12 protein-coding genes are annotated in these 17,114 nt (G+C 70.5%); 7 read left to right on the forward strand and 5 right to left on the reverse strand.

The window, feature by feature from the left end:
* Positions 1-41: 41 nt before the first annotated feature.
* Positions 42-1,565: an aminopeptidase P family protein gene (locus ACIRCZ_RS01485; protein WP_402848865.1), complete on the reverse strand. Its 1,524-nt coding sequence runs from the start codon at positions 1,563-1,565 to the stop codon at positions 42-44.
* A 33-nt stretch (positions 1,566-1,598) separates the two neighbouring features.
* On the opposite strand from ACIRCZ_RS01485, the gene ACIRCZ_RS01490 reads away from it, so the two are divergent.
* Together ACIRCZ_RS01490 and ACIRCZ_RS01495 are read left to right on the forward strand one after the other, a co-directional pair.
* Positions 1,599-2,471 carry a PHP domain-containing protein gene (locus ACIRCZ_RS01490; protein WP_402848868.1) on the forward strand — a complete coding sequence of 291 codons (873 nt, stop codon included), beginning with the start codon at positions 1,599-1,601 and terminating at the stop codon, positions 2,469-2,471.
* A 72-nt stretch (positions 2,472-2,543) separates the two neighbouring features.
* Complete coding sequence (locus tag ACIRCZ_RS01495; RefSeq protein ID WP_402848871.1) at positions 2,544-3,692, forward strand: hypothetical protein; 1,149 nt, start codon at positions 2,544-2,546, stop codon at positions 3,690-3,692.
* Positions 3,693-3,782: 90 nt separating this feature from the next.
* Here the strand turns inward: ACIRCZ_RS01495 and ACIRCZ_RS01500 are convergent, their stop codons facing one another.
* Entirely contained in the window at positions 3,783-5,276 is a 1,494-nt protein-coding gene (locus ACIRCZ_RS01500) for a DEAD/DEAH box helicase (RefSeq protein WP_402848874.1), read from the reverse strand.
* 126 nt (positions 5,277-5,402) lie between these two features.
* Here ACIRCZ_RS01500 and ACIRCZ_RS01505 point away from each other — a divergent pair, with 126 nt between their 5' ends.
* Complete coding sequence (locus ACIRCZ_RS01505; RefSeq protein ID WP_055892514.1) at positions 5,403-6,119, forward strand: ferritin-like fold-containing protein; 717 nt, start codon at positions 5,403-5,405, stop codon at positions 6,117-6,119.
* Positions 6,120-6,169: 50 nt separating this feature from the next.
* Here ACIRCZ_RS01505 and ACIRCZ_RS01510 read toward each other — a convergent pair whose 3' ends face one another.
* On the reverse strand, positions 6,170-6,472 hold the full coding sequence (locus ACIRCZ_RS01510) for a hypothetical protein (RefSeq protein WP_055892517.1): 303 nt from the start codon (positions 6,470-6,472) through the stop codon (positions 6,170-6,172).
* Between the two features lie 10 nt (positions 6,473-6,482).
* Entirely contained in the window at positions 6,483-6,707 is a 225-nt protein-coding gene (locus tag ACIRCZ_RS01515; protein WP_055892520.1) for a DUF3107 domain-containing protein, read from the reverse strand.
* A 108-nt stretch (positions 6,708-6,815) separates the two neighbouring features.
* On the opposite strand from ACIRCZ_RS01515, the gene ACIRCZ_RS01520 reads away from it, so the two are divergent.
* Both ACIRCZ_RS01520 and ACIRCZ_RS01525 read left to right on the forward strand, forming a co-directional pair.
* Positions 6,816-9,944, forward strand: coding sequence for an ATP-dependent helicase (locus ACIRCZ_RS01520; protein WP_402848880.1), 3,129 nt, complete (start codon positions 6,816-6,818; stop codon positions 9,942-9,944).
* On the forward strand, positions 9,941-13,267 hold the full coding sequence (locus tag ACIRCZ_RS01525; RefSeq protein WP_402848883.1) for a UvrD-helicase domain-containing protein: 3,327 nt from the start codon (positions 9,941-9,943) through the stop codon (positions 13,265-13,267). The genes ACIRCZ_RS01520 and ACIRCZ_RS01525 overlap by 4 nt, the downstream gene beginning before the upstream one ends.
* On the opposite strand, the gene ACIRCZ_RS01530 is transcribed toward ACIRCZ_RS01525, so the two are convergent.
* Entirely contained in the window at positions 13,204-14,280 is a 1,077-nt protein-coding gene (locus ACIRCZ_RS01530) for a phosphotransferase (RefSeq protein WP_055892528.1), read from the reverse strand. The genes ACIRCZ_RS01525 and ACIRCZ_RS01530 overlap by 64 nt on opposite strands.
* A gap of 60 nt (positions 14,281-14,340) precedes the next feature.
* Here ACIRCZ_RS01530 and nudC point away from each other — a divergent pair, with 60 nt between their 5' ends.
* Both nudC and ACIRCZ_RS01540 read left to right on the forward strand, forming a co-directional pair.
* Positions 14,341-15,360, forward strand: coding sequence for an NAD(+) diphosphatase (gene nudC, locus ACIRCZ_RS01535; protein ID WP_055892531.1), 1,020 nt, complete (start codon positions 14,341-14,343; stop codon positions 15,358-15,360).
* On the forward strand, positions 15,357-17,102 hold the full coding sequence (locus ACIRCZ_RS01540; RefSeq protein WP_402848888.1) for an ATP-dependent helicase: 1,746 nt from the start codon (positions 15,357-15,359) through the stop codon (positions 17,100-17,102). The genes nudC and ACIRCZ_RS01540 overlap by 4 nt, the downstream gene beginning before the upstream one ends.
* Positions 17,103-17,114: the final 12 nt, after the last annotated feature.

Below are 17,114 nucleotides of genomic sequence, written 5' to 3' on the forward strand. Positions count from 1 at the left end.
CGCGATCCGATCCGCGGCTGCGCTGGCCGACGCCCGAGAGCTCAGCGCAGCCGCCGGACCCACGCCTCGACGTCGTCCGCAGTGCGCGGGATGGCGATGGAGAGGTTCTCCGCGCCGTCCTCCGTCACCAGGATGTTGTCCTCGATGCGCACGCCGATGCCGCGGAACGCCTCCGGAACCGTGAGGTCGTCCGGCTGGAAGTACAGCCCCGGCTCGATCGTGAACGTCATGCCGGCTTCGAGCACGCCGTCGAGGTAGAGCTCGCGGCGGGCCTGCGCGCAGTCGTGCACATCCAGCCCGAGGTGGTGGCTGGTGCCGTGCACCATGTAGCGGCGGTGGTGCTGGTTGTCGGCCTGCAGCGCCTCCTCCGCGGTGACGGGGAGCAGACCCCACTCGGCTGTGCGCTTCGCGATCACGCCCATGGCGGTCGCGTGGATCTCGCGGAACCGGATGCCTGGCCGCACGATGGCGAATGCAGCGTCCGCTGCCTCGCGCACCGCCTCGTAGACCAGGCGCTGCGTCTCGCTGAACGTGCCGTCGATGGGGAAGGTGCGCGTGATGTCGGCGGTGTAATAGCTGTCGACCTCGACGCCGGCGTCGAGCAGGATGAGGTCGCCTGGCACCACAGGGCCGTCGTTGCGCGTCCAGTGCAGGATGCACGCGTGCGGCCCGCTCGCCGCGATCGTGTCGTAGCCGACCGCGTTCCCGTCAGCGCGGGCGCGTCCGTTGAACACGCCCTCCACCAGGCGCTCGCCCCGTGGATGCGCTGTGATCCGCTCCAGGTCGCCGATCACGTCGTCGAAGCCCAGCGCTGTGGCGGCGACGGCGGCGCGCAGCTCCGCGATCTCGTACGCGTCCTTGACGAGCCGCAGCTCGGACAGGTCCCGGGCGAGCTGGTCGTCCGCCTCATGCTGCTCCGGGTCGTAACCGGGGGCGGAAGCGTCGTCACCTGCGAGGACGATGCGCAGCGCATCCACCGTGTCGGTCAGCGCAGGGTCGGCTTCGCGCAGGACCAGGGTGTCCGCATCCGTGGCGTCGATGACGGCGTCGAGCTCGGCGATGCCTCTGGTCGGCAGGGCGAGGTCGCTGGCGACCTGCGCGAGCGACGGGCGGGGTCCGATCCAGAACTCGCCGATCTCCGGGTTGGCGTAGAACTCGTCGGAGTCCCTGCCCGCCCGCTCGCGGAAGTAGAGGGTGGCGTCGTGACCGGCGTCCGTCGGCTCGAGCACCAGGACGCTTCCTGGCTCGGAGTCGGAGCCCCAGCCGGTGAGGTGGGCGAACGCCGAGTGCGCGCGGAAGGCGTAGTCGGTGTCATTGGAGCGCTGCTTGAGGCGTCCAGCGGGAATGATGACGCGCTTGCCGCGATACAGCTCGGAGACCTTCGCGCGCCTGGCGGCGGCGAAAGAGGCCTGCTGCCTGGCCTCTGGCAGGATTTCCTCCCGCTCCGCCCACCCGCTTCCGATGTACTCCTTGAAGCCGTCGGAGCCCGGCGTGGTGGACCTGTTGGACGTGGCGCGAGGAGCGGGGGCGGCGGTTGCTGGCTGAGTCGGCTGCTGCGAGGACATGCCGACCATTCTTCCACTCCTAGGATGGAGTGCATGGCTGATGAGCGACGCTTCCGTGGTCCCATCGACCTGCACACCCACTCGTCCGTCTCCGACGGCACGGAGACACCGGCCGAGCTGGTACGGGCAGCAGCGGTCGCCGGGCTCGGCACCGTCGCGCTCACCGACCACGACTCCACAGCAGGGTGGCTGGATGCGGCTGCCGCCGGTGCAGAGGTCGGCGTCACCGTCATCCCCGGCATGGAGCTCAGCACCCGCATCGAGTTCGCGAGCGTGCACATGCTCGGCTACCTCTTCGACCCCGGCAACCCTGCGCTGGTCGCGGAGACGGCGCGCATCCGCCAGGGGAGGCTGACCCGCGCCGAGGAGATGGTCGAACGCATCGCGCAGGACTACGACATCACCTGGGCGGACGTGATGGATCAGGCGACGGAGGGCGCGACGGTCGGCAGGCCGCACATCGCAGACGCGCTCGTGGCCCGCGGGCTCGCCACGGACCGCAGTGCGGCTTTCGCCGGCATCCTGCACTGGCGGGGAGGCTACTACCAGCCGCACTACGCGCCGGCGCCGCTGACCGGGGTGCGGCTGATCCGCGAGGCGGGCGGCGTTCCCGTGCTCGCGCATCCCGCGACGGGCGGCCGCGGACGGGTGATCCCCGAGGATCGCCTGGCCAGACTGGTGGATGCGGGTCTGTTCGGCCTGGAGATCGACCACCGCGAGAACACCGAGGACGGCAAGGCCAGACTGCACGAGCTCGCCGCCAGATTCGGGCTCGCTGTGACGGGCTCCAGCGACTACCACGGGGAGGGGAAACCGAACCGGCTGGGGGAGAACACCACCGATCCTGAGGTTCTTGACAGGATCATCGAAGAAGCGACAGGCGCGGCGCCCTTCTACGCGTCCTGACTTTTTGTGCTTAGCCTGGGTCGGGCGCGAACGATCGCGCTTTGCGAGAACGCACGCGAATCGAGGTCTGGTGTGAGCCGAGGACGCTGGTCGGCGACAGCCGCAGCCGCGGTGCTCATCGCCGCCATCGTGACGGCCGGCGGTGCATCCCCTGCTCTCGCCGACACGTCATACCCGTCGTGGGACGACGTGCAGGCCGCGAAGGCGAACGCCGCGGCCAGTCAGGCGGAAGTCGACCGCATCAACGGCCTGCTCGCCACCCTGCAGACCTCGGCGAACGCGGCGGGCGACCTCGCCGTCAAGCGGGCGGGGGAGTACGGGCAGGCGGAGGCCGCCCTGCAGACCGCGATTCAGAAGGCAGACGACCTGCGCGGCGAGGCGGAGTCCGCCACGACGAAGGCAGCGTCGCTGCGTTCGCAGAGCGGAAAGCTCGCAGAGCAGCTCACACGCTCCGGTGGCTCGGAGCTGTCTGTCCGGCTCTTCCTGACCGGCAACAACTCCGCCACCTCATCCCAGCTCCTCTACCAGCTCGGCGCGATGTCGAAGCTGGCCGATCAGGCGAACACGCTGTTCGCGCAGGCGACGGCGCAGAAGAACCTGGCCGCATCCCTCAGCCAGCAGGCGGCGGCGGCACGCACCATCCGCGACCAGTTGGCGACGCAGGCCAAGACGGCGCTGGATGCTGCGAAGGCGGCGAAGCAGGCTGCGGATGCGCAGCTCGCCGACCAGAAGCAGCACGCCACAACGCTCTACGCCCAGCTCGCCACGCTGAAGAACACCGAGGCGTCCGTCGAGCAGAAGTACGCCGAGGGCGTCCAGGCCGCGCAGGAAGCGGCGGCTCAGGCGGCCGCAGCCGCTGCGGCGGCCGGCGACGGTGGAGCGGACGGCTTCGCGCCGCCGCCCGGCGTCGACGTCGATCCGGCAGGCGCCCAGAACTACGCCTCCAGCGTGCTCGGCTCGTACGGCTGGGGCGGCGATCAGATGGGCTGCCTCATCCGGCTGTGGAACCAGGAGTCCGGTTGGCGCACGGACGCGTACAACACCTCCAGTGGCGCGTACGGCATCCCGCAGGCGCTCCCGGCGAGCAAGCTCGCGAGCGCGGGCAGCGACTGGATGACCAACTACCGCACCCAGATCAACTGGGGCCTCGGCTACATCAGCGGCCGCTACGGCTCGCCCTGCGGAGCCTGGAACCACGAAATCGGCTACAACTGGTACTGATCCCCGCCGCCAACGCAATCGAGCCCGGACTTCTTCACCCGCCACGCCGAGGCGATGGGGGAAGAAGTCCGGGCTCGATTGCTGTGGGGCCTAGGCGGTGGGAGCCGCGGGGGCTCCACCGCGGGAGCGGCGGCGACGGCGGCGCGGTGCGCTGTTGCCGTCGTGGTGCTCTGCCCCTCCGCCGTCGTGGGTGCCTGCCGCCTGCACGGGCGCGTCCGCGGCGGGAGCGGTCTCTGCCGCTCCTGTTCCGCTCGGGCGTCCTCCGCGGGTGCGGCGGCGACGGGGCTGGCCGTCGCCTGCGGTGTCAGCGGAGCGCTGGCCGCCCTCGGAGCGTCCGCCGGAGCGACCGCCGTCCGAGCGTCCGCCGGAGCGTGGCGCGCTCTCGGTCTTCACGGCGGGAGTCGCCTTGAGGCGGCCCTTCGATCCTGCAGGGATGTCCAGGTCGCTGAACAGGTGCGGAGACGACGAGTACGTCTCGGTCGGCTCCGGCTGCCCGAACTCGAGAGCGCGGTTGATCAGCGCCCACTTGTGCAGGTCTTCCCAGTCCACGAAGGTGACGGCGATGCCCGTCTTCCCCGCGCGCCCGGTGCGGCCCGCGCGGTGCAGGTATGTCTTCTCGTCGTCCGGGATGGTGTGGTTGATCACGTGCGTGACGTCGTCGACGTCGATGCCGCGGGCGGCGACGTCCGTGGCGATCAGGATGTCCTTCTTGCCTGCCTTGAACGCGGCCATGGCGCGCTCGCGCTGCTCCTGGTTGAGGTCGCCGTGCACGGCTGCGGCGTTGAAGCCGCGGTCGTTGAGCTCCTCGACCAGTTTGGCGGCTGCGCGCTTGGTGCGCGTGAAGACGACCGTCTTGCCGCGGCCCTCCGCCTGGAGGATGCGGGCGACGACCTCGTCTTTGTCGAGCGAGTGCGCGCGGTAGATCAGGTGCTTGATGTTCGCCTGGATCTGGCCTTCGTCGGGGTCCGTCGCGCGGATGTGGATGGGGCGCGTCATGAAGCGACGGGCCAGCGCCACGATCGGGCCGGGCATCGTCGCCGAGAACAGCATGGTGTGGCGGGTGGCAGGGGTCTGCGCGAACAGCTTCTCGATGTCGGCGAGGAAGCCGAGATCGAGCATCTTGTCCGCCTCGTCCAGCACCATCTCGCGCACGTTGCCGAGGTTGAGGAGGCGCTGCCCTGCGAGGTCGAGCAGACGGCCTGGGGTGCCGACGACGATCTGCGCGCCGGACTTGAGCTGCGCGATCTGCCCTTCGTACGCCTTGCCGCCGTAGATGGCGACGACCTCTGTGTCGCGGTTCGCGGCGGCCTGCGAGAGGTCCTCGAAGACCTGGACGCACAGCTCGCGGGTCGGAACGACGACGAGCGCCTGCACGCCCGGCTCCGGGTGGAGGCCGAGGCGCTGGATGATCGGGAGGCCGAAGCCGAAGGTCTTGCCCGTTCCCGTCTTGGCCTGGCCGATGATGTCCTGGCCGTCGAGCGCGAGCGGGATGGTCTGCGCCTGGATGGGGAACGGCTCGATGATGCCCTTGGCTGCGAGCGCATCGACCATGTCCTGGTCGACGTTGAGTTCTGAGAATGTCACTGGTGAATATGCCTGTCGATCGTGAGTGAAAGGTCTACGCCTTGTCCTCGTTCGCAGGCGTAGGGCCGTCGATCCAGCGCCGACGGCATCACAAGCCTACTGGACGTCCCCGTTACACTGCTGTACGTGGCATCCCTGTTCTCCCGACGCCGGCCTCCGGTCGAGCTTCCCCGTCTGACGCCGCGGAGCACGCCGACGCAGGCGATCCGCATCGATCTGCACGAGGTGATGCCCGATCTGCTGCCGTATCTCGGCCAGGCCGCCTACCTCCAGCTCGAGGCGTTCCAGACGCTCTCCCGTGTCGTCGGCGAGGTGGATGCGCTCTCCGCGAAGGAGAAGGTGTCTGCCGCGGCCGGGCACGCGCTCTCCAAGCACCAGGGTGTCGTGGCGGAGATCAGGCGCAGGGGAGACGATCCGGCGGAGGTGATGAAGCCGTTCGCCGACGAGATCGACGGCTTCAGCGCGCTGACCACGGGATCGGACTGGCGGGAGACGCTCCTCGCCGTCCTGGTGACGAGCGGACTGCTCGACGACTTCTTCATCCGGCTCTCCGTCGGCCTTCCCGGCGACGTCGGCCCCCGCATCGGGCAGCTGCTCGGCTCCGACGGCGGACAGGACGGCATCCTGGACGTGCTGCGCGACGAGATCGAGGCGGACCCCAAACTGGCGTCGCGGCTCGCGATGTGGGGCAGGCGCCTCGTCGGGGACACCCTGCTCGTGGCACGCTCTGCGCTGCACCTCTCCGGCAATGCCGCGAAGGACGACGAGCGCATCGAGCCGATCTTCACCGAGCTGATCGCGGCGCACACGCGCCGCATGGACGCCCTCGGGCTCACCGCGTAACGGCTCGGCGCCGGGCAGCGGCATCCATCAGGTGGATGCGCGGACCGGGCTCAGCGCGCGACGGCGCCCTTGCTGAGGTCGGCGAGCAGACGGTCGTCCTGCGCCGTGCGGACGCGGCCGATCACGATGTCGGACACCGCGACGATGACGGCGGTCCCGACGAGCGTGATCCACCAGATCCAGCCGCCGTTCCACTTCAGGCCCGCCCAGGTGAGCGCGACCCAGAGGGCGCTCGACACCATGACCCCGAGAGCGGGGATGAGCACGGCGCCGTGCGTGTGACGGTGCGGCAGGAAGTAGCGCGCCGCGAGGCCGATGATGGCCCCGCCGAGTGCGACGAAGAGCAGTTCCACGCTGGCGAATCTAGCCGACGAAGCCGATGCGGCGCGACTCGTCGGAGCCGACCTCGACGTATGCGATGCCTGCCGTCGGGATGACGTACAGCTTGCCCTTGTTGTCGGTGAGGCGGACGAAGCCGGTGCCGCTCGAGAGCGCTGCCTCCACCTGCGAGGCGATCTCCTCCGCCGTCTGCGACGACTCGAAGCTGAGCTCGCGAGGAGCGTTGACGATTCCGATGCGGATCTCCACGTGTGGTGCCTTTCGAATCTGACCGGCGGATGTGAGTTCAGACTACGACACTCGCATGACGGCGCTGCGCAACGTTCTCTGTCGGCGGACGCCGGTACCGTTTCAGACATGACGATCCGAGGTTTCCGGCCGCGCCCCTCAGCGGGGCAGACCGCAGGAGACCTCGCTTCCCCGACCGAGCTGGACGACACGCAGGCGGCCGTCCTCTCCTTGCCGGACGGGGCATCCGGCTCGGTGATCGGGGCTCCGGGAACGGGCAAGACCACGACGCTCGTCGAGGCGCTGGCCGAGCGCGTGCTGCGCCGCGGATACGGAACGGGCGAGGTGCTCGCGCTCAGCGCGTCCCGGTCGGCGGCGACGCGCCTGCGCGACAGGATCGCGCTGCGGATCGGCGTTCCGACGAACGGCCCGCTGGCGAGGACCGCGACATCGCTCGCCTTCCAGCTCTCCGGCGAACGCGCACGGGCGAATGCCCAGGAGCCGCCCCGCCTCCTCACCGGAGGAGAGCAGGACCAGATCATCGCGGAACTCATCGCAGGCCATCTGGAAGACGGCACGGGCCCCGCGTGGCCGGAGCCGCTGGTCGCGGACGTGCGGCTGCTGCGTGGCTTCCGCACGGAGCTGCGCGAGCTCATGGCGCGCTGCGTCGAGCTCGGGATCACGCCGAGCAGGCTGTCCGAGCTCGGCGCGATCGCCGGTCACGACGAGTGGCGGGCGGCAGCACGGTTCATCGCCGAGTACCAGCGCGTCGTGGACAGCTATCGCGGCACCTTCGTCGACTCGGCCGAGCTGATCGCCGAGGCGGTGTCCGTCGTGCGTGCAGGGAGCTCGCTCGACCGGCTGCGCGCGATCTTCGTCGACGACCTGCAGGAGGCGACGCTCGCCACCGTCTCCCTGCTGCGCGCCTTCGCCGCCCGCGGCGTCGCCATCGTGGCCTTCGGCGATCCGGACGTCGCGTCCACGACGTTCCGCGGGGCTGAGGCGACGGCTATCGGCCAGCTCGAGGCACGGCTCGGCGTTCCTGTCGACAGGTTCGTGCTCGGCACAGCACACCGGCAGACGCCGGCGCTGCGCGACCTGACGACGCGGGTGACCGAGCGCATCGGCACGGCGGCGGCCGGTGTCCAACGGCTCGCAGCCGCAGGCAGGGATGCGCGCGCCTCCGGCCAGGAGGTCGTGCGGATCGAGGCGTCGTCCGCGCCTGCGGAGGCCGCGCGGCTCGCGCGACGGCTGCGCGAGCAGCACCTGCTGAACGGCGTGCCGTGGAACAGGATGGCGGTGGTCGTCCGCTCCGGCGCGCACGTCCCTGGTCTCGCCAGGTCGCTCGCCGTCGCCGAGGTCCCCACCAAGACCAGCGTGGCCGGCCGCGCGTTGCGCGACGATTTCGCCGCACGCCAGCTCATCACGGTCGTCGGCGTCGAGCTCGGCGCGGTCGAGCTCACGCCGTCCGTGGTCTCCGACCTGCTGCTCGGGCCGTTCGGCGGCCTCGACGGCATCAGCCTGCGCCGTCTGCGGCTCGCGCTCCGTCAGGAGGAGCTGGCCGGAGAAGGCAACCGCTCCGCCGACGACCTGCTGGTCGAGGCGCTCGGCGCTCCAGGTCGCTTCGCGACGATCGACTCAGCGCCTGCGCGGCGCGCCTCCCGGCTCGCGGAGACCATCGCTGCAGGAAGGCAGAAGGCAGAGGACGGCGCGACGATCGAGGAGCTGCTCTGGCACGCCTGGGAGCGCAGCGGCCTCGCCAAGCGCTGGCTGGAGCAGTCGGAGCGCAGCGGCATCGTCGCCGACGAGGCCAACCGGCACCTGGACGGCGTCGTCGCCTTGTTCACCGCCGCCAGACGTTTCGTTGAGCGCTACCCGGAGCGGCCGGCGTCCGACTTCGTCGTCGAACTGCTCGGCGCCGAAGTGCCGGAGGACACGCTCGCCGCGCAGACGGCGGGCGAGGCCGTGCTGGTCTGCACGCCGAGCGCCACCATCGGCGCGGAGTTCGACATCGTCGCCGTCGCAGGCCTCCAGGAGAGCGTCTGGCCCAACCTGCGGCTCCGCGGCTCCCTGCTGCACCCGCAGAAGCTCGCGGACGCCAACGCGGGCACAACGTCGGACACTGTGGACGAACGCGCCCAGGTGCTCGGCGACGAGCTCAGGATGTTCGCGCTCGCCGTGTCCCGCGCCAGAACGCAGGTCATCCTCACGGCCACCGCCAACGACGACGAGCAGCCGTCGCCGTTCCTGCGCCTGGCGGCCGACCTCGCGTTCGACGACACGGACGACTCCGTGCATCCCCTGTCGCTGCGCGGGATGGTCGGGCGGCTGCGGCGCCGTCTGGTCACGACCGGCGCGCCCGACGCCGCCGACGCGCTGGCCAGGCTCTCCATCGCAGAGGTCGAGGGCGCGAACCCCGGCGACTGGTACGGCTTGATCGCCCCGTCCACGGAGGAGCCGCTGGTCGACCTCGACGACCCGGATGCGGTGGTGCGCGTCTCCCCGTCGCGCCTGGAGACCTTCGAGAAGTCGCCGCTCGCCTGGTTCGTGGATGCGATGGCGTCCTCCCCGAGTGGGCTCGCCGCCGGAATCGGCACGGTGGTGCACGCGGTGATGGAGCAGGTAAGCACAGAACCGGACGGCGACCTCAGCGTCGAACGGGTGTGGCGTGGCGTCGAGGAACGCTGGAACGAGCTGCAGTTCGAGTCTCCGTGGCTCGAGGAGAAGGAGCGCAGGCGAACCAAGAAGCTCGCAGAGGGGGTCTCCGAATACCTGCGCGACTTCGAGCGGGCAGGAGGCGCGCTGCTCGGCTCGGAGGGCGCCTTCGAGCTCACGGTCGGCCGCGCCATGATCCGCGGCACCATCGACCGCGTCGAACGCACGCCGGAAGGAACCATCGTCATCGTCGACCTCAAGACGGGCAACACCGTGCCCACCGCTGCGCAGGTGGCAGGTCACGCGCAGCTCGGCGCGTACCAGCTGGCCATGGAGCACGGGGCGGTGGGTGCGGCGGGCGATGCCCCGTCCGGCGGGGCCAAGCTGCTCTACGTGAGCAAGGGAGTGCGCGGCAAGGGCTACCGCGAGGTCGCGCAGGAGCGCGTCGACAGCGAAGCGCTCGACCGGCTCACGGCCCGCGTCGAGGAGGCGGCGGCCGGGATGGCAGGGAGCACGTTCGCCGGGGTGGTCGACCTCGGAGACAGGGACCCGCACGCGAAGTACGAGTACCGCATCCACCTGGTCCCGGCGGTCAGCGCATGATCGAGGAGAACGGCGACGGCCTGCTGGAGTGGGGAGCGGAGGAGGCGACGCTCGACTTCGTGGAGCAGGCGTTCACGCTGGCGCACGAGGAGCATCCACACCCTGCGCGCAGGATCAGCGCGATCGAGATCGCCGAGGCGTTGGGCCTGCCGAGCCCGACGCTGCAGCAGCAGGCCGTGATCGAGGCGCCGCTCGAGCCGGCGATCGTCGTGGCGGGGGCAGGCAGCGGCAAGACGGAGACGATGGCCAACCGGGTGGTCTGGCTGCTCGCCAACGGTCACGTGCGCGTACCCGAGATCCTTGGCCTGACCTTCACCCGCAAGGCGGCGGGTGAGCTCGCGATCCGCATCAGGAAGCGGATCGAGCAACTCGTCGCCTCCGGACTGACCGACATCGAATTCGATCCCTTCGACGCGCCGGAGGTGGCGACGTACAACGCGTTCGCCAACGCTATCTTTCGCGAGAACGCGCTGCTGATCGGCCGCGAGCCGGAGTCGGCCGTGCTCAGCGAGGCGTCGGCCTGGCAGCTCGCCAGGCGTCTCGTCGTGACGAGCACGGACGACAGGCTGGTCGAACTGGAGAAGAGCGTCGACACCGTCACCTCCGCCGTCATCTCGCTGAGTCGCGCGCTCAGCGAGAACGTGGTGGACGCAGCGGACGTCGAGCGGATGACGGAGCGCTTCCTGACCATCGCCGACCTCCCGACCGGCAGCGGACGGGTCAAGGAGCTGTACGCCTCCGTGCGCTCGGCGATCGCCGTCGTCGGCGCGCTTCCCCCTCTGCTCGACCTCGCGGAGCAGTTCGCCGCCGAGAAGGTGCGGCGCGGTTTCGTCGAGTACTCCGACCAGGTCGCGCTCGCCCTGCGCGTCAGCGAGCGCGTGCCGTCCGTCGCAGACGACTACCGTGCCCGCTACCGGGTGGTGCTGCTCGACGAGTACCAGGACACCTCCGTGGTGCAGACCCGTCTGCTGTCCGGGCTGTTCGGCGGTCAGGCGGTCATGGCCGTCGGAGACCCGCACCAGTCGATCTACGGCTGGCGCGGCGCGAGCGCGGCCAACCTCGGCCGGTTCTCGCTCGACTTCACCGGAACGCGCGACGGAGCGGCCGAGTACGCGCTGAGCACGAGCTGGCGCAACCCGACGAGCGTCCTCGACGCAGCGAACGCGCTGGTCGCGCCGCTGACGGCGAGCTCGCCGGTGCACGTCGAGCAGCTCCAGCCGCGGCCGGGAGCGGAGCATGGCGAACTGATCGCCGTCTTCGAGCAGACCGTGGCAGACGAGGCGGAGGCGGTCGCCGCGTGGCTGGGCGAGCGCCTGGCCACCAGGGATGCGCGGGGAGCCGTGCCGAGCGCTGCCATGCTCTGCCGCTCGCTCAAGAAGATCGACGTCTTCACGTCGGCGCTCTCGCGCAGGAACATCCCGTACCACGTGCTCGGTCTCGGCGGGCTGCTCGAACAGCCGGTGATCGCCGACCTGGTGAGCGCCATGCGCGTCATGCACGATCCGACCGCCGGCTCGGAGCTCATCCGTCTGCTGACCGGCGCACGCTGGCGCATCGGCCCGAAGGACATCGCCGCCCTCCGCAACGTCGCGTCCTGGCTCGCCGCCCGCGACCACCGGTTCCAGGAGCTGGACCCGGAGGTTCGCAGGCGTCTCCGTCAGTCCGTCGCGGGTGACGAGTCCGCCTCCCTGGTGGACGCGCTGGACTTCGTGGTCGAGGCCAAGGAGGGCCACTCGCAGCTCTCCGCGTTCAGCGAGGACGGCCTGCACAGGATGCGCCTTGCCGGTCGCCAGCTCGACCACCTGCGCTCGCGGGTGGGCCTCGACCTCCTCGACCTGGTGACGCTCGTGCAGCAGGAGCTGCTGCTCGACATCGAGGTCGCGGCGAACGAGACGGCGCAGCTCGGGCAGGCGAGCCTCGACGCCTTCGCCGAGCAGGTGTCGTCCTACCTGGCGAGCGACGACCAGGCGACTCTCGGCTCGTTCCTGGCCTGGCTGGCGGAGGCGGAGCGCCGCGACAACCTCGCGCCGCGCAGCGAGGAGCCGGAGCCAGGCACGGTGCAGATCCTGACCATCCACGGGTCGAAGGGTCTCGAGTGGGACATCGTCGCCGTGCCTCGGATGGTCGACGGCGAACTTCCTGGCGCCCCGCAGAGCAAGCGCGGCTGGTTCGAGTTCGGCGCTCTGCCGTACGAGTTCCGCGGAGACTCCACCGAACTGCCCGTGCTCGCCTGGCGCACCGCAGAGACGCAGAAAGACGTAGACGAGTCGATGACGGCGTTCGAGGAGGAGATCGTCGCCAGGCACGCGGCGGAGCAGCGTCGGCTGATCTATGTCGCCGTCACCAGGGCGAAGGAGCACCTGCTGCTCTCCGGCTCGTACTGGTCGACGCAGAAGAAGCCGCGCGGACCGGGCGCATACCTGCTGGAACTGCAGGCGGCGGGGCTGCTGCCCGACGACGCGTTCCCCGAGTGCGACGAGCCGGACGAGAACCCGTTCGCCATCGACGCCCAGACCGTGACCTGGCCGCTCGACCCGCTGGGCTCGCGCCACCAGAGGGTGCACGCCGCTGCGGCCGCTGTCCAGGCGGCGATCGAGCGAGGGCCCGGCGACGGCGGCGTGTACGCGAACGACCTCGACCTGCTGCTCGCCGAGCGCGCGCGCAGGGAGAGCGACGCCGGACTGGTCGAGCTGCCGACGCGCATCCCCGCCTCGCGGTTCAAGGACTACGTGTCGGACCCCGCGTCCGTCGCCGCAGCACTCCGCCGTCCGATGCCGGAGCGGCCGTACCGGCAGACGCGCCTCGGAACGCTGTTCCACGGCTGGGTGGAGCAGCGCTACGGCACACTCGCCGGCGCAGCGGACGTGATCGACGCCGCGGCGAACGAGCTGGACGATCCGGCAGGCGAGCTGCTCGAGGCCGAACAGCTCGCCGAGCTGCAGCGCACCTTCGCCGCCAGCGAGTGGGCGGGCCGCAGGCCGGACGAGGTGGAGATCGAGATCCACGTGACCCTCGCAGGGCAGGTGGTCGTCTGCAAGCTGGACGCGGTCTACCCGGCCGACGACGGCATGCACAGCCACCAGATCGTCGACTGGAAGACCGGCAAGGCGCCGCGCGACGCCGCCGACCTGGAGCGCAAGCAGCTCCAGCTCGCGCTCTACCGGCTGGCGTACGCGCAGTACGCCGGGGTCGACCCGGAATCGATCGACGCCGTGTTCTACTTCGTGGCGGACGACGAGGTCATCCGGCCGGAGCGGCTCTACTCTGCGGAGGAGCTGCGGTCGCTCTGGTCGTCGTCGACGGGCTTCATCCCGCCGGCGTGACCGTATGCGTCCGAGTTCCGGTCGCCAGGAGTCCTGTCGAGCATCGCCTCGACGTCGTCGATCGCGAGGATCGGTCCCGTCGCGGTCGACAACGGGGTGACGGCGTTGCTGTGCACCCGGTCGACCAGGCCGTCGAGCATCCCGACGGCGTCGTCCACGATGCTCTGGTCGCGCACCTCGCGGCCGTGCAGCAGCCAGCGAGCGACCTCCAGTTCCGCGTAGAGCATCGCGCGCTGGGTGAACTGCCGGTCGGTGGCCACCTGGCGGGTGGAGGCGTACGCGCCGAGCGCGCCCTCCGTCGCCTCTGGGTTCATGGCGAGCAGCCAGTGCAGATCGCGGGCAGGGTCGCCGACGCGCAGCGCCGACCAGCCGAGCACGGCGAGAACGGTGTCGTCCTCGACCAGGAACGAGTCCGCCGTGAGCGCGCCGTTGACCACGGTCGGCTGGAACTGCCAGAGCGACTGGTCGGCGGACGCATCCCGCCAGCGGTCGCGCAGGGCACTCGGCAGGAGGCCGGTGGAAGCGGCGGACTCGATCAGCGCGGTGGTGGAGGTGTGGCACTCCGCCGCGCTCAGCACGGGAAGCCCTGCCTCGCCGACGAAGTTGGTCGGAAGGGTGTGGATGGCCGCGATGGCGTGCCCGATCGACCCGGCGAGCCCGTCGCCGGGCGGAATGTCGTCCACATCGATGTGGTGGCCGGGCAGGAAGTCGTAGACGATCGCTCGCGTTCCACCGACGGGTGCCTGGCCGAGGTAGCTCGGCACGTCGAACGGCAGACGGCTGCGGATGCCGGTCGTGAGAGCGCGGAGGGCGACGAGGTCGGCGCTCTGCTCGGTCTCCGCCGCCTGCGACGTCGGCACGCGGATGACCGAGGTCGCCCCGTCTCTGCCGCTGAGCAGCGCGGAGTCGAACTCGCCTGCGCCCCCGAGGGTGTAGCTGCGGGCACCGGAGACCTCGAGCCCCGGCACGGCCGAAGTGGCCAGCGCGGCTAGAGTGAGATGGGATCTGGCCATGCGCCAAGGTTAATTGGACTTCCCCGCGTGAGCCGTTCGCCACGCCCCGAAAGGACCTCGATGTCGCCCATCCCGTTCGATTCGCTGCCGCTCTCGCGTCACGCCGTCGACCGAGACCATGTGTCACGGTCGCGCCCTGCGCTCTTCGACGAGCTCTGGGAGGAGCCGTCGACCCGTGTGCTCGCGCTGTGGAAGGGCAGGGCGCTGCTCACGGCGGAGAGCGTCGAGGCTGCGACGCCCGCCGCCGACGGCTGGGGCTCATCCACTGCCGGGGGCGCGGCACTCGACCTGCTTCCCGTCGAGCGGGTGACCTCAGCGCTGGTCAGGGTGTACCTGGGTCGCACGCTCGTCGCCTCCGAACGCGAGCCGGTCGGCACCGCCGTCGTGCTCGAAGTGCTCACCGACGCCGCGGCGCAGGAGCTCGAACCCGACGAGGCCCGCTGGGGAAACCTCCGCACCGTCGCCACGGCCCTCACCGACCGGGATGCCGGCCTCTTCACCGAGGCGCTCGCGATCGCCAACTGGCACGCGTCGCACACCCACTGCCCGCGCTGCGGAACGCCGACCGTGGTGGAGCAGGCCGGCTGGGTGCGCCGCTGCTTCGAGGACGGCTCCGAGGTGTTCCCTCGCACCGATCCGGCGGTGATCGTCACCGTGCTGGATGCGGACGACCGGCTGCTGCTCGGCTCGAACGCGATGTGGGAGAACTCCCGGTACTCGCTGCTCGCCGGATTCGTGGAGCCGGGGGAGTCGTTCGAGTCCGCCGTGCAGCGCGAGATCTTCGAGGAGGCGGGCATCCGGGTGGTCGACCCGCAGTACAAGGGATCGCAGCCGTGGCCGTTCCCCGCGTCCGTGATGGTCGGCTTCACCGCCAGGCTCGCCGATGACCAGTCGCCGACGGGTCTCGCGCCGGACGGCGAGGAGATCCTCGACCTGCGCTGGTTCAGCCGCGCCGAGCTGTGGGATGCGCGTGAGCAGGTCATCCTGCCCGGCCGCTCCTCGATCGCCCGGGCCCTCATCGAGGACTGGTACGGCGGCTCGCTGGACGAGCCCCCAGCCGAGCCGTCGGCGGCGCAGTGAACCCGGACACGCTGCTCGACGGGCTGGACGCGCAGCAGAGGGTCGCGGCGGAGGCACTGCTCGGGCCGGTGTGCATCCTGGCGGGTGCGGGAACGGGCAAGACGCGCGCGATCACGCACCGCATCGCGTACGGGGTCGCCTCCGGCGCGTACGCGCCCAACCGGGTCATGGCGCTCACCTTCACCAACCGCGCCGCCGCCGAACTGCGCGGCCGTCTTCGTCAGCTCGGCGCAGCCGGGGTCGCCGCTCGCACCTTCCACGCCGCCGCGCTGTCCCAGCTGAACTTCTTCTGGCCGCAGGTGGTCGGTGGCCAGCTGCCGAGCGTGCTCGACGGCAAGGGCAGAGTGCTCGGTCACGCCGCCGAGCGTCTCGGACTGAAAGTGGACACCGCGACGCTCAGGGATGTGGCCGCCGAGGTGGAGTGGCGCAAGGTCTCCGGGCTCACCGTCGAGCAGTACGCCGCAACGGTCGCCGACCGCACGATCCCTGGCACCCTGACGGCGGATCAGCTGGTGCTGATGCTGCAGACCTACGAAGACCTCAAGGACGAGCGCAAGCAGATCGACTTCGAGGACGTGCTGCTGGTCTGCGCCGGCATGATCGAGATCGAGCCGGCCGTTGCGATGCAGGTGCGCGAGCAGTACCGCTTCTTCGTGGTCGACGAGTACCAGGACGTCTCCCCATTGCAGCAGCAGCTGCTCGACCTGTGGCTGGGCGGGCGCCGCGATGTCTGCGTCGTCGGAGACGCCAGCCAGACCATCTACTCGTTCGCGGGGGCGCGCAGCGAGTACCTGCTCGACTTCGAGCGCGCGCATCCGGGGGCGACAGTGGTGCGGCTGGAGCAGAACTACCGGTCGACACCCGCCGTGGTGAACGCGGCGAACCGGCTGATGCGCGGACGCGCTGGGGCGCTGACGCTGCACTCGGCAGCGGCAGCGGCAGCGGCAGCGGCAGCGGATACGGGCGCCGTGGATGCGGAGGAGCCGGGCACCATCCCAGCCCCGACCTCGCACGAGAACGACCGCGACGAAGCCCGCGCCGTCGCGCAGAAGATCGCCGCCGAGCTGGCCGGGGGAGCGAAGCCGGAGGACATCGCGATCCTCTATCGCGTGAACGTGCAGGCCGCAGCCATCGAGCAGGCCCTCGGCGATCTCGGGATCAGCTACCAGGTCCGTGGTTCCAAGCGGTTCTTCGACCTGCCGGAGGTGCGCCAGGCGATCATGTCGCTGCGCGCGGCCAGCGTTGCGGTCGGCGACGAGCCGCTGTTCAAGTCGGTCAGCGACGTGCTGCGCTCCCTCGGCTGGAGCCAGGAGCCTCCGGAGACGCGCGGCGCCGTGCGCGACCGCTGGGAGTCGCTCAACGCGATCATGGGGCTGGTGGACACGATGCCTGCCGGCACGTCGTTCCGCACGTTCACCGACGAACTCCTCACCCGCCAGGCCGGTCAGCACGAACCGACGCTGTCGGCGGTCACCCTCGCGACCCTGCACTCGGCGAAGGGCCTGGAGTGGGAGTCGGTGTACCTGGTCGGCCTCAGCGAGGGTCTCGTGCCGATCAGTTACGCGAAGAGCTTCGAGCAGATCGACGAGGAGCGCCGCCTGCTCTACGTCGGCATCACCAGGGCGCGCAGCAGACTCCAGCTGAGCTGGTCGCAGACCGGGCAGTACGCCGGGCGCTCGTCGGTGCGCCAGCCGTCGCGGTTCCTCACTGAGATGGCCCCGCCCGTTCCGGTGAATCGCTGAGCAGTCCGGCGT

Origin of the sequence: Leifsonia sp. NPDC102414 (assembly GCF_044765685.1) — a bacterium.
In the GTDB taxonomy this organism is placed as follows: domain Bacteria; phylum Actinomycetota; class Actinomycetes; order Actinomycetales; family Microbacteriaceae; genus Leifsonia.